The sequence below is a fragment of the Longimicrobium sp. genome (assembly GCF_035474595.1).
Classification (GTDB): Bacteria; Gemmatimonadota; Gemmatimonadetes; order Longimicrobiales; family Longimicrobiaceae; genus Longimicrobium.
On the sequence record NZ_DATIND010000022.1, the window covers coordinates 21,455 to 33,960 of the forward strand.

The window sequence follows — 12,506 nt, forward strand, 5'->3', positions numbered from 1 at the left end:
TGCGCTCCGCTCATGTTTTCTCCGCGTATCTTCCTGCTCTCGCCCGCGTTCGCAGGCGGCAAGCGCGGCGAGCTGGTGATGCGCGACGCCGCATCGTTCCCGCTCGCCAGGCAGATCCGCACGCCCGAGGGCGCAGAGCTGGGCGACGTCTTTTCCTTCCTGAGCGGCCTGTACTTCCGCGGGAAGATGGCGTACGTGCGCCGCTTTGCCGCGCCACCCGACGGCCTCCCCGGCGCGCTGGTGATCACCCCCACGCGCGGGCTGGTGCCGCCGGAGTCGCGCATCTCGCTGGACGTGCTGCGCGAGTTCGCGGCGGGCGCGGTGGAGCTGCACAACGCCGGCTACCGTGGCCCGCTGGAGGCGCACGCGAAGGCTGTGGCCGAACACGCCGGCGACGCACGGATGGTGCTGCTGGGGAGCATCGCCTCGGGGAAGTACGTGGACGTGCTGACGGGGATCTTCGGCGAGCGCCTGGTATTCCCGGCCGACTTCGTGGGGCGCGGCGACATGAGCCGCGGCGGGCTGATGCTCCGCGCCGCCGAGTCCGGCGAGGAGCTGGAATACGTCCCCGTCATCGGCGCGCGCCGCCACGGCGTCCGCCCGCCGAAGCTCGAGCCGAGGCGGTGGAAGAAGGGGTGAGGGTGCGGGAGTGCGGGAGTGCGGGAGTGCGGGAGTGCGGAAGTGCGGAAGTGCGGAAGTGCGGCGGCGCAGGTGGAAGGTTTGGGCGCGAAAATGCGAGTGAACTCGCGGCTACAACCTCACGCAGTCCGCCTGCGCGGACTTCATCCCGGCGCGTGGATAATACCCGGCGCGCATTCCTGATCATCGCTGCAATGATCTCGGCTCACGGCGGGGATGTTCGCGAGGGGAAGTCCGCGAAGGCGGACTGCGTGCCTTTGTAGCCGCGACTTCAGTCGCATTTTTCGCCGCCCAATCTCCATCTCCATCTCCATCTTCGCCGTCCCAATTTCCATCTCCATCTCCACCTCATCTTCACCGCCATCCCACCTCCCGATCTTCACCGCTTCACGGGGAAGACGAGGCATCATCATCTCCCCCATCTTTCCCGTTTTGTTGCCCGGGAAGATGAGGAAACGCATGGCGTTGCGCGCGTCCCGGGGTTGACGCGGCGGGGTTCGCGTGCCAGCTTGGCGCCCCGTACGAACCCCCGTTTCATGGAGGTGACACGCTTGGGTACGACGAACGACTTTGCCGTTCGCCCGCGCCTCGGCGCGCTGCGGCGGCCGGTGGCGCTGGCCCTGTGCACGCTGCTGGTGGCGGGGTCGGTGGCGCCGGCGGGATCGCAGCAGGGCGGACGGCCGCGGCTGGCCGGCGTACGGGCCGACAGCGCGCGGCAGCTGCGCAAGCCCGAGGGCGGCTTCTCGCGCGAGTTCTGGGCGTGGCTGCGCGACGAGGCCCGCCGCTTCCGCGAGCTGAACGGCGGCCCCTTCGCCTTCGCGGTGCGCTACCGCATCTCCGGCGACCTGGCGCGCGAGATCCACGACGCCGCGCGCGACGAGGGCATCGACCCCGACCTGGCGTTCCGGCTGGTGCGCGTGGAAAGCATGTTCAACCCGCGGGCGCGCAGCCCCGTGGGCGCGCTGGGGCTCACGCAGCTGATGCCCAGCACCGCCCGCTGGCTGGACCGCAGCCTCACCCGCGAGGGCATCCTGGAGCCGCGCACCAACCTGCACGTGGGCTTCCGCTACCTCCGCGGCCTGATCACCAAGTACGACGGCAACCTGGAGCTGGCACTGCTGGCCTACAACCGCGGAGACGGCGCCGTGGACCGCGACCTGGCCCGCGGCCGCAACCCCGAGAACGGCTACTCGCGCCGCGTTCTGGGCGTCGGCTTCGAGCGCTACGCCGGGTCCGGGCTGGTCGGGCGCTGATTTCGGTTTTCGGTAGATGGAGAAAAGCGGCGCCGTCCCGGCTTCGGGGCGGCGCCGCTGCTTCGCTGGATCTCACGCAGAGACGCGGAAAAGAGAGGGGCGGAGATGCGAATCGCGTCTCCGCCCCGTCGTTCATCGAATCGTTATCGATCGGCGTCAGCCGGCCGCGGGCGCATCTCCATCTCCCGTCGTTGCCGATGCCGATGCCGTCACGGTTGCGCCGTCGCCTTCCGCCGCGGATGCATCTCCATCTCCCGTCGTTGCCGACACCGTCACGGTTGCGCCGGAGTCATTCGCCGCCGGCGCGTTTTCATCTTCCGATGACGCGGTTGCCGGAGCCTGGGCATCATCTGGCGACCCGGGTGCGCCGACGATGGGGATGTTGCCGACGGCGATGGTGGTCGCGGGCGGCGCATCAGCGTCGGCGGGCGCGGCCTGCGGCACCAGCCCGTTCAGGATCGTCTGCAGCTCGCTGGTGATGTCCGCCGCTCCCGCGCCGGTCGAGAGCCGCTGCTGCAGCCGCACGATCTGGCCGGCGAGGGCGACCCGGCTCTGGCTGTTCTCCTCGTTGGCGCGGACCTGCGCCGCTCGCTCGCGCTGCGCGATCTCGTCTTTCGCGCTGGGACGGAACAGCGATTCCACCGTGTCCACCATGCGCATCAGGATGCGGTAGACGGCGGAGGCCGAGAACCCGCCCAGCATGGCCAGCGTGGGCTTGCCCAGCTCCGCGAACGTGCTGTCCTTCGGCACCGGGATGAGCGCGGCCAGGATCAGCCCCGCCATGATCCCGAGCAGGAAGCGGATCCAGTAGCCCGGCTCGTGCTTCGGGTCGTAGGTGCGCTTCACGATGTAGTCGCTCACCTGCATGAGCATGGCGAACGAGGCGCCCATCGCCGCGGCCGAAACCCACCACACCTCGACCGCGACCGCCTGCCACCCCGCGGCTGCCAGCAGGCTGATCGTGGGGTCGCTGAGCTCCTTGGTGATGCTGACCCCCAGGAACAGCGCGACGGACACGGCCGCCACGAGCATCATCCGCCGCACCACTCCCACGTGCCCCAGCCAGGCGAACCGCGTGGAGGCGTGGTCCTCGTCGCCCAGCACCAGGAGCGCGCGGGGCGTGGCGGGGGCCACGAGCACGACCAGCTGCGAGTGGATCCGCACCAGCGCGGCCATCTCCGCGGGTCCGGGCGAGGCGTTCCGGCGGATCTTCTCCAGGTCGCTCATCAGCGACGGCGAGAGCTTCATCCCGGATGCGAGCGCGTAACGCGCCATCGAGGCGCACTCGTGCATGACCTGCTCGTGCATGTCCGCGATCTTCGCGGAGGAATGGGCTGCCATGGCGATCCGGGGGGATGCGAGGGAGGAGCGGGAGAGATGGAGGTCGGCTGGAGCCAACAGTCTAGCGCATTTGGGGCCGCATGTGAATACTTTTGTTCCTCAACCCCATGATTTGCCTGCATTTCGCCATCGTGGGGACAATAAAGAAGATACGCCGCGCCCGCGTTCCGTGTTATCTTGTCCGGCGACGCTCCCGGCGCCCGGTTCCCACTCTCCCCGTCCCCGCCCGTGAAGACACGCCTCCTTCTCCTGCTCGCGGCCGCCGCCGCGATCGCGGCACCCTCGTACGCGCAGGACACCGTCCCGCGCCAGCCGCCGGCCGACACCTTGCGCGCGGACACGCTCATCGTCGGCGGCGACACGATGATCGTGCGGCGCGCGGCGGGGGCGGACTCGGATGCCTCCCCGCGCCGGCGCGGCCGGGTGGCGGGGGATTCGGCGCGGCGCGGCAACACGCAGCCCCGCGCCGGGCGGCCGCGGCGGCAGGCGCGCGTGGCGGCGGCGGACACCGCGCGGCGCGGCCCCCGCGTCTGCGCCGGCGGCGACGTGACGCTGGGGACGAACCTCGACACCACGTGGGTGTCCACCGCGTCGGCGCGGGCGGGGCGGCGGGTGGCGGCGTTCCCCGATCCGGATTCGATGCTCGCGCCGCTGCGGCCGCTGCTGGACGACGCCGACGCGGTGATGCTGAACGTGGAGAGCGCCATCGGCGAGGGGCCGCCCGCGCGGCGGAAGTGCGCGCCGAACTCCAATACCTGCTTCGCCTTCCGCTCTCCCGTGGCCGCGGCGGGGGCGCTGCGGCGCGTGGCGGGCGACGCGCCGTTCGTGGGCAACGTGGCCAACAACCACGCGCGCGACGCGGGCGAGAGCGGCTGGTACGCGACCATGCGCCACCTGCGCGCCGCGGGCGGTGCCGTCACCGGCGCCGACACGCTGGCGACGGCGGTGGTGACGATGCGGGGAGACACGGTCGCGTTCCTGGGCTTCAGCCCGTGGACGGGGCCGGACCCGCGCAACCTGGCGGCGGTGCGGCGGCACGTGGCGCGGGCGGCGGCGCGCTACCGGTACGTGGTGGTGAGCGTGCACATCGGCGCCGAGGGGCGGGGCGCGCAGCACACGTACAACGCCACGGAGATCTTCCTGGGCGAGGATCGCGGCAACTCGGTCGCCTTCGCGCACGCGGCGATCGACGCGGGCGCGAGCGTGGTCTTCGGCCACGGCCCGCACGTGATGCGCGCGGCGGAGTGGTACCGCGGCGGCCTCATCTTCTACTCGCTCGGCAACCTGCTGACGTACGGCCCGTTCACGCTCTCCGAGCCGATGAACCGCGGCGCCATCGCCTGCGCGGACCTGCAGCCGGAGGGCGGCGTGGCGGCGGCCGAGCTGCGCTCCACGCGCCAGGTGCCGCCCGGCCTGGTCCGCCCCGACGCGGCCGGCACCGCCGCGGCGCTGGTGGATGCGCTGAGCGCGCAGGACTTCCCGGCGAGCGCGGGGCGCGTGGCCATGGACGGCTCGCTGCTGCCCCCCGGCGCCGCCGACGCCGGAGGCGCGCCCGCGGTGACGGGGCCGCGGCGACGCAGGCAGCAGTAGCAGAGTTCGGGCACGCCGGAGGACAGCGGGGGGCGCTGCGCGCCAAGGCCCTCATCCCCCCCGGCCCCCTTCTCCCGACAGCAGGAGAAGGGGGGAGCACTCCTCGCGCGGCAGCCGTCGGAGCCACTGCGATGCTTCGCTTGGGCCCCGCATCACACGAAAGCCCGACGAGTGCTCCCCACCCTGCGCGCCGCGCTCGAAGTTACCCCCTCCCGTTATCGGGAGGGGGTACGCGGCCCCAGCCGCGGGGGGGGAGGGTTCCGGGGCGACGCGGACCCGCATCGAAACTCGGTGATGAAAGCTTTGAACGACCGATGGAAGATCTGAACGACAGAAGGGCCCGCGCCTCGATCGAGACGCGGGCCCTTCCGATTTGCCGTCGCGACGGAATCTACCGGCGATTGCTGCCGGTGTTGGCCGCCACCGCGGCGGCGCTGTCGTCGTCGGTGAGGAGGCGGCGGACGCCGTACCAGGCGCGCACCAGGTGCGACGCGGGGCGGTCCAGGTTGGTCTCCACGATGCGGCCGGCGCCGGTGCTGGCGTGGATGAAGCGGCCGTTGCCCACGTACACGCCCACGTGCGTCACCCGCCCGCCGCGCCCGAAGGTCAGGATGTCGCCCGGGCGCAGCTGCGACGGGTCGCGCGGCACCTCGCGCCCCACCTGCGCCTGCGCGGCGGCGCTGTGCGGCAGGTCGTACCCCATCGCGCGCATCAGGTACTTCAGGAAGCCGCTGCAGTCGAAGCCGTTGGGGCTGGTGCCGCCGAAGATGTAGCGGCGCCCGATCTGCTGCCGGGCGAGCTGGACCACCGAGTCGCGCCGGGCTGCGGCGCGCGGGGCGGCCGGCCGGTTGCCTTCCTGCGCGGCGATCGTGGCGGGGAGCATGAGCATCCCGGCGCAGACGAGCGCGCGCAATACGGTTCCGCGGGGCTTGGTCAAGGCGCTGTGAGATCGGGGGTGACAACGGATCGGCGCTGGTGAACCAGGGGTCCGGGTGGCATCTCCCCGCACGAGGGGAAGACGGCCGCGGCGCGCCGATACGGAACGAGCACGTTGTGCTTGAGTGGGTCGCAACCTACCCCGCGCCCCATCCTCCGTCAAACCCTTCGGTTCACCCCGCGCCGTGCGTGTTTTGCAAGTCGCTGCTACGCAACCTGATACGGAATGCGCCGGGAGTGCATCCTAATCGTCTCTTCGGGTGGGGCGGTGGGGAGATCGCCATCTCCACGACGGAAAAAGACCCCGCGCCGGTTGGGCGCGGGGCCTTGGGTCCGATCGGCAGGCGCCGGTCAGTAGATGTAGACCGGGGTGCCGACCGCGACCTCGTTGTAGAGCTCTTCCAGCGGCTCGTCGGCCACGCGGATGCAGCCGTGCGTGGCGGGGAAGCCGATGGCCAGCGGGTCGTCGGTGCCGTGGATCATGATCCCGCCGCCGGTGTCGAGCTTGAAGTGGCCCAGCACCTCGGGGATCTTGCGGTTCTCGGTGCCGAAGGGCGGGATGTACAGAATCCCCCCGAAGAACAGCGACTCGTCGCGCGGGATGGGCGTGAACTCGCCGTCCTGCAGGTAGCCGATCCACGCGCCGCGGCGCACCACACGGCGGCCGTCCTCGAGCGTGAGGCCGCCCTCGGGGAACTGCCGCACGCGCTGGCCCAGCGAGTAGTAGTGCCAGTCGGGCGGGTTCCACATCGGCTCCTCTTCCTTCAGCAGCACGCGGCGCAGGCCGCGCGGCGTGTTGAAGTCGTACACGCGCCCGCGGGCCGTGGTCACGCTCCCCATCCCCACGCCCACCTGGGTGGAGAGGAGGGTGTCCTGCCCGTCGATCAGCCACAGGTGCCGGTCGTAGATGGAGACCACGATCTTGCGGCCGGGGATGGCGTTGGCGGCGCGGCGGTGGCGGAGCCACTCCACGCTGTCGGCGTGGTCCTTGGGCTTGCGGGGCGCCGGGTCCGGGTTGGGGATGCCCAGCTTGCGCAGCCGGTCCACGATCAGCTCTTCGCGCGTGACCAGGCCGCGCGGCGCTTCCTCGGCCGAGGCCGTGGTGCCGCCGGTGTCGGCGCGCGCGGCGAGCCGTTCCTGCGCGGCCAGCGGCGCGGCCGCCAGCGCGAGGAGGGCCGCGAGGGCCCAGCGGGTGTGTCGCATGGGATGCATCGGGTTTACTGCGGTTGCCGCGTTCTCCCCCGGCGTCTCCGGGGGCCGTCGCCCGTCACCTGCCAGAATCGTGCACCACCGTAAATCTGTATCGCCACAAACGTTCACGGTAGATGCACGTACCCGCGGCACCGGACATCGTTGCATCGCGGCGATGTTTTTCAACGGCGGCGGGACGCAGGGAGTTTCAAAGGGGGATGAGTCGGGGGAGAAGAAAACCGGTGGCGAGACGAGCGGTGGTTGCGTCTCCTGGCCCCGCGGCCCTCTCCCCCGGCTCATCGCGAGAGAAGCTTTCGGAGCCGAGAGGATGCTTCATTGGGCATGGCATCACGCAGACGTCCTACGAGTGCGCCGCTGCCCGAGCGCCGCTTTCGAAGTTACTCCCTCCCGTTATCGGGGGGGGCATGCGGTCTAAGCCGCGCGGGGAGGGCTCCGCAGCGGGCACCGAGCCCGTTCTGCACCAGTCGCGCGGCTCGCCGATCCCTCGCACTCCCGCACTCCCGCACTCCCGCACTCCCGCACTCCCGCACTCCCGCACTCCCGCACTCCCGCACTATCCGTCCACCAGCCACGCCACGTGCCCGATCTCCGGCGCGATGAGCTTTTCCCAGGCGAGCTGGACGGCGGCGGGGGAGCCGGGGAGGGAGAAGACCACGCGGCCGCGGTAGACGCCTGCCGTCGCGCGGGAAAGCATCGCGGCGGCGCCGACCTGCTCCCAGCTGAGCATGCGGAAGAGCTCGCCGAAGCCGGGGAGCGGTTTCTCGATCATCCGCGACAGCACGTCGTACGTGGTGTCGCGCGGGGCGATTCCGGTGCCGCCGTTGAACACGATCACGCGCGCCCCGCCGCCCGCCATCTCCTCCAGCGCCGCGGAGACCAGTTCCGGCTCGTCGCGGATCACCCGGTAGCTGTCAACGGAATGACCCGCGGCGGCGATGGCGTCGCGGAGCCAGCGCCCGTTCGTGTCCGTCTCCTCCGTGCGCGAGTCGCTGACGGTCACCACGGCGATGGGGACCGGGCCGCGTCCCCCGGCCGCGCGGTGGTGGCGCTCGCTGCTGGCGCTCGTCATCTCCACCTTCTCCCTTGATGCGGTTCGCGAATCCGGCGGCGCGGGGGGATGCGTATCACCACGGCCTGCTTTGCGCGGCCCCGCCGCCGCGCTACATTCCGGCATCAAGCCCCACACCCGAACGATCCCCCCGCCGCGCCGCATCCTCCCGCGCGCGGCGGAACCGGAGCCCGCGAATGAAGCCGTTCTTCCGCGCCGCCGCAAGGGCGCTCGCCGGTCTCTCGCTGCTCGCGCTCGTCGTCTCCACCGTCACCGCGCTGTTCGGCAGCACGGGGAGCGGCGAGGCGCTGTCCGTGCTGTCGTTCGCCGCCGTCGCCTACGTCTACCTGCTGGTCGGCTGGTGGGCGTACCAGCGCTCCAGCGGCACCGCGGCCGGGCCGGCGTTCCTGATCCACGCCGCGTCGTGGGCGCTCCTGCTGCCGGAGGTCGCGCGCTGGAACGCGGCGGGGCCGCAGCCGGCCGGGTGGTACGCGGTTTACGCGCTGGGCGCCTTCCTGAACGGCGTCTCGCTCATCCACTTCGCCGCCGCGCTGGCGTTCCCGCGCGCGGTGGACCGCTGGCTGCGCGCGTTCGCCGGGGTGTACGCGGCGGCGCTGCTGCTGGCGCTGGTCTCCGTCGCCGCGGCGTTCGCGGGGGCCGAGCCGGTCGCGCGCTTCCTGGACGTGGGGGTGCGCAAGCACGGGCTGGACCTGGTCGCCTTCTGGGGATCGATCCCGCTCCTCGTCTACGGAATCCTGGGCACCCGCGTTCCCCGCGTCCGCAGGCAGCTGGGGTGGGCGGCGGCGTCGGTCGCGGTGGGGCTGGGGCCCGGGTGGCTGCACAACGTTCCCGGCGTGCACGCGGCGCTGGCCGCGCAGGCGCTGCCGGGACTGGCGGTGGACGCGCTCTTCTGGGTGCTGCTGCCGCTGGGCTTCGCGTACGCCATCGTGCGCTACAACCTGTTCGACGAGGGGCGGCTGCGGGCGCGGGCGCAGGAGGTGTCGCTGGAGCTGCTGCGCTCGGGAAACGTGGACGAGGTCGCGCGCAGGGCCACCGAGGCGCTGCACCACGACTTCGACCTGGCCTCGGCTTCCGTCTGGGTGCTGGACGATGCCGGGCTGCCCGTGCAGATGGGCGGCGACGCGGGGGCGGGCGATGCGCGGGCGGTGGAGCGCGTGCTGCGCGGGGAGATGGCGGAGACGGATGCGTCGGTCCTCGTCTACCCGCTCCGCTACCGGGGCGCGGTGGAGGCGGCGCTGTGGATGGAGCGCGGCTTCGGCGAGGGGTTCGAGGAGGGACACCGCAGCTACCTGGGGATGGTGGAGCCGCAGCTCGCCCTGGCCCTGCACCTGCGCCGCGTGGACGACCGCGTGCGTGTGGCCGCCGAGGAGCTGACGGCGCTGGCGCGTGAAGTCGATCAGGTCGCCGCCGAGCTGCGGGTGACGGGCGAGAGCGTGACCGCCGCGGTGCAGGAAGTCAGCATGGGATCGACGCGGCAGACGGAGGACTTCCGCCGCATCGCGGGCGCCATCGCCGGGCTGCGCGCCGCCAGCAAGGAGATCGCGACGCGGCTGTCGAGCGCCGACCGCTTCGGCGGCGAGACGCTGGAGCGCTCGGAGCAGGCCGGCGCCGACGTGGAGATGCTGGTGGAGCGGGTGAAGGACGGCGCGCGCCGCCTCTCCCTCGTGGCCGGCGAGGTCGTCTCGCTGCGCGAGCGCGGCGGCGAGATCGGCTCCATCTCCGACGCCATCCGCGAGGTGGCCGAGCAGACCAACCTGCTCGCGCTGAACGCGGCCATCGAGGCGGCGCGCGCGGGCGAGCACGGCCGCGGCTTCGCGGTCGTCGCCGACGAGGTGCGCAAGCTGGCGGAGACGAGCGCCGGGAGCGCCGAGCGCATCGGCGTGCTGGTGGAGCAGGTGCTGGCGCAGATCGGCCGCGTGGCCGACGACGTGACCGGCACGCGCGCCGACATCGTGGAGGGCGCGGAGGGCGCCGACCGCGCCGCCGTGGCGCTGCGCGAGAGCATCACCCAGGTGGCCCGTCTGCGCGCGGAGATCGCCGAGGTCGCGTCGCTCACGGCGGGCGCCACGGAGCAGAACGAGACCATCGCGGACGCCGTCACCCGCGCCACCGACATCAGCGAGCAGAACGCCGCGGCGGCCGAGGAGACCGCGGCGGCCACCGAGCAGCAGCTGGCGTCACTGGAGAGCGTGGCCGCGAGCGTGAAGGAGCTGTCGACGCTGGGCGGGAAGATGTTCGAGCTGCTGAAGGCCGACGTCCCCCAGCGCGACGCATCTTCGCCTCCGCCTCCGCCGCCGCCGGGGGAGGACGCGGCGGGCGTGCTGCGCTTCCGGGCGATCCGTCCCGGCGCGCCGGCGTGAGCGTCCCCGCGGCGGTCGAGACGGACGCGGACGGTCCCGCGGCGGCACCCCCGGGCGGCGGGCGGTGGAAGAAGCTCTTGCTCGTTGCCACGATCATCGCCATCGTCGCCGCGTTCTTCCTGCTGGGCGGGCACGAGTACCTGCGCCTGGGCGCGCTGAAGGCCAACCGCGCGCGGCTGCTGGACTTCACCCACCGCCACTACGCCGCGGTGCTGGTGGGGGCGATGGTGGCGTACGTGGTGCTGACGGCGCTCAGCATTCCCGACGCGGTGGTGTTCTCGCTCGCGCTCGGGCTGCTGTTCGGGAGATGGGTGGGGACGGCGATGGTGGTGGGGGCGGCGACGGTGGGCGCCACGCTGGCGTTCCTGGCCGCACGCTACCTGTTCGCGGACGCGGCGCGGCGGCGGATGGGGCCGCGGATGCAGCGCATCGCGCGGGGGTTCGAGGAAGATGCGTTCGGGTATCTGCTCTTCCTGCGCATGGTTCCCCTCTTCCCCTTCTGGCTGGTGAACCTGGTGCCGGCCTTCACCCCGGTGACCACGCGCACCTACGTGGCCGCCACCGCCGTGGGCATCATCCCCGGCAGCTTCGTGTTCTGCAACCTGGGCGCGCGCCTGGCCACCATCGAGAGCACCGGCGACCTGTTCGACCGGCAGACGCTGCTGGCGCTGGCGCTGCTCGGGGTGAGCGCGCTGGTCCCCATCGCCTGGAAGAAGATCCGCAACCGACACTCCGGAGCCACACCATGACCGACGACCTTGCCGCCCGCCCCGCGCCCGGCACCCTGGGGCGCACCCTGGCCATCCTGGCGCTGGTGCTGGGAGCGGCGGGCTTCCTGATGGTGGTGCTGGCCGGCCCCGGCTCGCGGCTGGGGTGGTGGGACTTCGTCACCGGCCTGCGCACCATGTTCAAGTATGGCGCGTACCTCGGCATCTTCGCCGTGGTCGTGGCCATCGCGGCCATGCTGGTGGTGCGGCGCGGGCCGGGGCGGGGCGCGCTGGTGATGGCGGCGATCGCGCTGCTCCTGGGGCTGGCGGCGTGGTACTTCCCGTGGAGCTTCCGGCGGCACGCGATGGGGGTGCCGCCCATCCACGACATCACCACCGACTTCACCAACCCGCCGGATCTCACCTACTCGCGGATGCTGCGCGACACCAGCGGCGGCAAGCTGAACAACTGGATGTACGAGGGAGATTCGGTCGCCGCGCAGCAGCGGAAGGCGTATCCCGACATCCAGCCGGTGATGCTGGCGATGAACCCCGACCAGGCCTACCGCGCGGCGATGCGTACCGCGCGCGACATGGGGTGGGAGATCGTGGTGAACGACCCCGCCGGCCGCCGCATCGAGGCGGTGGACGAGACGCGGTGGTTCGGCTTCAAGGACGACGTCTCCATCCGCGTGAAGCCCGCCTCGGGCATCTCGCGCGTGGACATCCGCTCGGTCAGCCGCGTAGGCCGCAGCGACGTGGGCAAGAACGCCGAGCGCATCCGCGCGTACATCGCCCGTCTCAAACAGAACAATCGGCGCGAGGTGGCGGATACGGCGTGAACGGAAGTGCGGGAGTGCGGAAGTGCGGAAGTGCGGAAGTGCGTTGGCTCCGGCGTGATCCACGATCCGCGCATGTGGACGCACTTCCGCACTCACGCACTAACTCCTACCATCGACATTGACGATCAACCACAGAGTGTGATGCACGAGCACTATTACAACGCGCGGGATTTGCCGCGGTTCGGGGAGATCGGGAGGGACGCGCCGGAGCTGGCGGAGAAGTTCTTCGCCTGGTACAACGCGGTCTTCGCCGAGGGCGCGCTGACGGAGCGGGAGAAGAGCCTGATCGCGCTGGCGGTGGCGCACGCGGTGCAGTGCCCGTACTGCATCGACGCGTACAGCTCCGACTGCCTGCAGAAGGGCGCCGACACCGAGCAGATGACCGAGGCGGTGCACGTAGCGGCGGCCATCCGCGGCGGCGCGTCGCTTGTCCACGGCATCCAGATGCGGAACCGGGCGGAGGGATTGGGGATGTAGGAGAGGGGAAAGTCCTAAGTCCTAAGTCCTAAGTGCTGAGTGCTGAGTGCTGAGTGGAAAAGCACGGGATTCCGGACCTG

The 12,506-nt window shown here is 71.7% G+C and carries 12 protein-coding genes; 7 read left to right on the forward strand and 5 right to left on the reverse strand.

Going from position 1 to position 12,506, the window contains the following annotated elements; all coding sequences use genetic code 11:
- Positions 1 to 12: 12 nt before the first annotated feature.
- Positions 13 to 639: a hypothetical protein gene (locus tag VLK66_RS03380; RefSeq protein WP_325307926.1), complete on the forward strand. Its 627-nt coding sequence runs from the start codon at positions 13 to 15 to the stop codon at positions 637 to 639.
- Between the two features lie 143 nt (positions 640 to 782).
- Here VLK66_RS03380 and VLK66_RS03385 read toward each other — a convergent pair whose 3' ends face one another.
- Positions 783 to 1,100 carry a hypothetical protein gene (locus VLK66_RS03385; RefSeq protein WP_325307928.1) on the reverse strand — a complete coding sequence of 106 codons (318 nt, stop codon included), beginning with the start codon at positions 1,098 to 1,100 and terminating at the stop codon, positions 783 to 785.
- A gap of 90 nt (positions 1,101 to 1,190) precedes the next feature.
- Here VLK66_RS03385 and VLK66_RS03390 point away from each other — a divergent pair, with 90 nt between their 5' ends.
- Entirely contained in the window at positions 1,191 to 1,892 is a 702-nt protein-coding gene (locus VLK66_RS03390; RefSeq protein WP_325307930.1) for a lytic transglycosylase domain-containing protein, read from the forward strand.
- 156 nt (positions 1,893 to 2,048) lie between these two features.
- Here VLK66_RS03390 and VLK66_RS03395 read toward each other — a convergent pair whose 3' ends face one another.
- A complete protein-coding gene (locus VLK66_RS03395; RefSeq protein ID WP_325307932.1) occupies positions 2,049 to 3,233 on the reverse strand; it encodes a hypothetical protein in 1,185 nt (394 codons plus the stop codon).
- Between the two features lie 228 nt (positions 3,234 to 3,461).
- On the opposite strand from VLK66_RS03395, the gene VLK66_RS03400 reads away from it, so the two are divergent.
- On the forward strand, positions 3,462 to 4,823 hold the full coding sequence (locus VLK66_RS03400) for a CapA family protein (RefSeq protein ID WP_325307934.1): 1,362 nt from the start codon (positions 3,462 to 3,464) through the stop codon (positions 4,821 to 4,823).
- 391 nt (positions 4,824 to 5,214) lie between these two features.
- Here the strand turns inward: VLK66_RS03400 and VLK66_RS03405 are convergent, their stop codons facing one another.
- The 3 genes from VLK66_RS03405 to VLK66_RS03415 all read right to left on the reverse strand — a co-directional run bounded on the left by VLK66_RS03405 (position 5,215) and on the right by VLK66_RS03415 (position 8,040).
- The gene (locus tag VLK66_RS03405) at positions 5,215 to 5,760 is read right to left on the reverse strand and encodes a C40 family peptidase (RefSeq protein ID WP_325307935.1); all 546 of its coding nucleotides are present in this window, start codon (positions 5,758 to 5,760) and stop codon (positions 5,215 to 5,217) included.
- A gap of 350 nt (positions 5,761 to 6,110) precedes the next feature.
- Entirely contained in the window at positions 6,111 to 6,962 is an 852-nt protein-coding gene (locus VLK66_RS03410) for a L,D-transpeptidase (protein WP_325307936.1), read from the reverse strand.
- 562 nt (positions 6,963 to 7,524) lie between these two features.
- Positions 7,525 to 8,040, reverse strand: a complete 516-nt coding sequence (locus VLK66_RS03415) for a molybdenum cofactor biosynthesis protein B (protein ID WP_325307937.1) — start codon at positions 8,038 to 8,040, stop codon at positions 7,525 to 7,527.
- 176 nt (positions 8,041 to 8,216) lie between these two features.
- Between VLK66_RS03415 and VLK66_RS03420 the strand changes: the two genes are divergently transcribed.
- The 4 genes from VLK66_RS03420 to VLK66_RS03435 all read left to right on the forward strand — a co-directional run bounded on the left by VLK66_RS03420 (position 8,217) and on the right by VLK66_RS03435 (position 12,426).
- The gene (locus VLK66_RS03420) at positions 8,217 to 10,400 is read left to right on the forward strand and encodes a methyl-accepting chemotaxis protein (RefSeq protein ID WP_325307938.1); all 2,184 of its coding nucleotides are present in this window, start codon (positions 8,217 to 8,219) and stop codon (positions 10,398 to 10,400) included.
- The gene (locus tag VLK66_RS03425) at positions 10,397 to 11,149 is read left to right on the forward strand and encodes a TVP38/TMEM64 family protein (RefSeq protein ID WP_325307940.1); all 753 of its coding nucleotides are present in this window, start codon (positions 10,397 to 10,399) and stop codon (positions 11,147 to 11,149) included. The genes VLK66_RS03420 and VLK66_RS03425 overlap by 4 nt, the downstream gene beginning before the upstream one ends.
- Positions 11,146 to 11,949 (forward strand): DUF1499 domain-containing protein, encoded by an 804-nt coding sequence (locus tag VLK66_RS03430; RefSeq protein WP_325307943.1) that lies wholly within the window; start codon positions 11,146 to 11,148, stop codon positions 11,947 to 11,949. Before VLK66_RS03425 ends, VLK66_RS03430 begins: the two co-directional genes overlap by 4 nt.
- Before the next feature lie 141 nt (positions 11,950 to 12,090).
- Positions 12,091 to 12,426 carry an arsenosugar biosynthesis-associated peroxidase-like protein gene (locus VLK66_RS03435; RefSeq protein ID WP_325307945.1) on the forward strand — a complete coding sequence of 112 codons (336 nt, stop codon included), beginning with the start codon at positions 12,091 to 12,093 and terminating at the stop codon, positions 12,424 to 12,426.
- Positions 12,427 to 12,506: the final 80 nt, after the last annotated feature.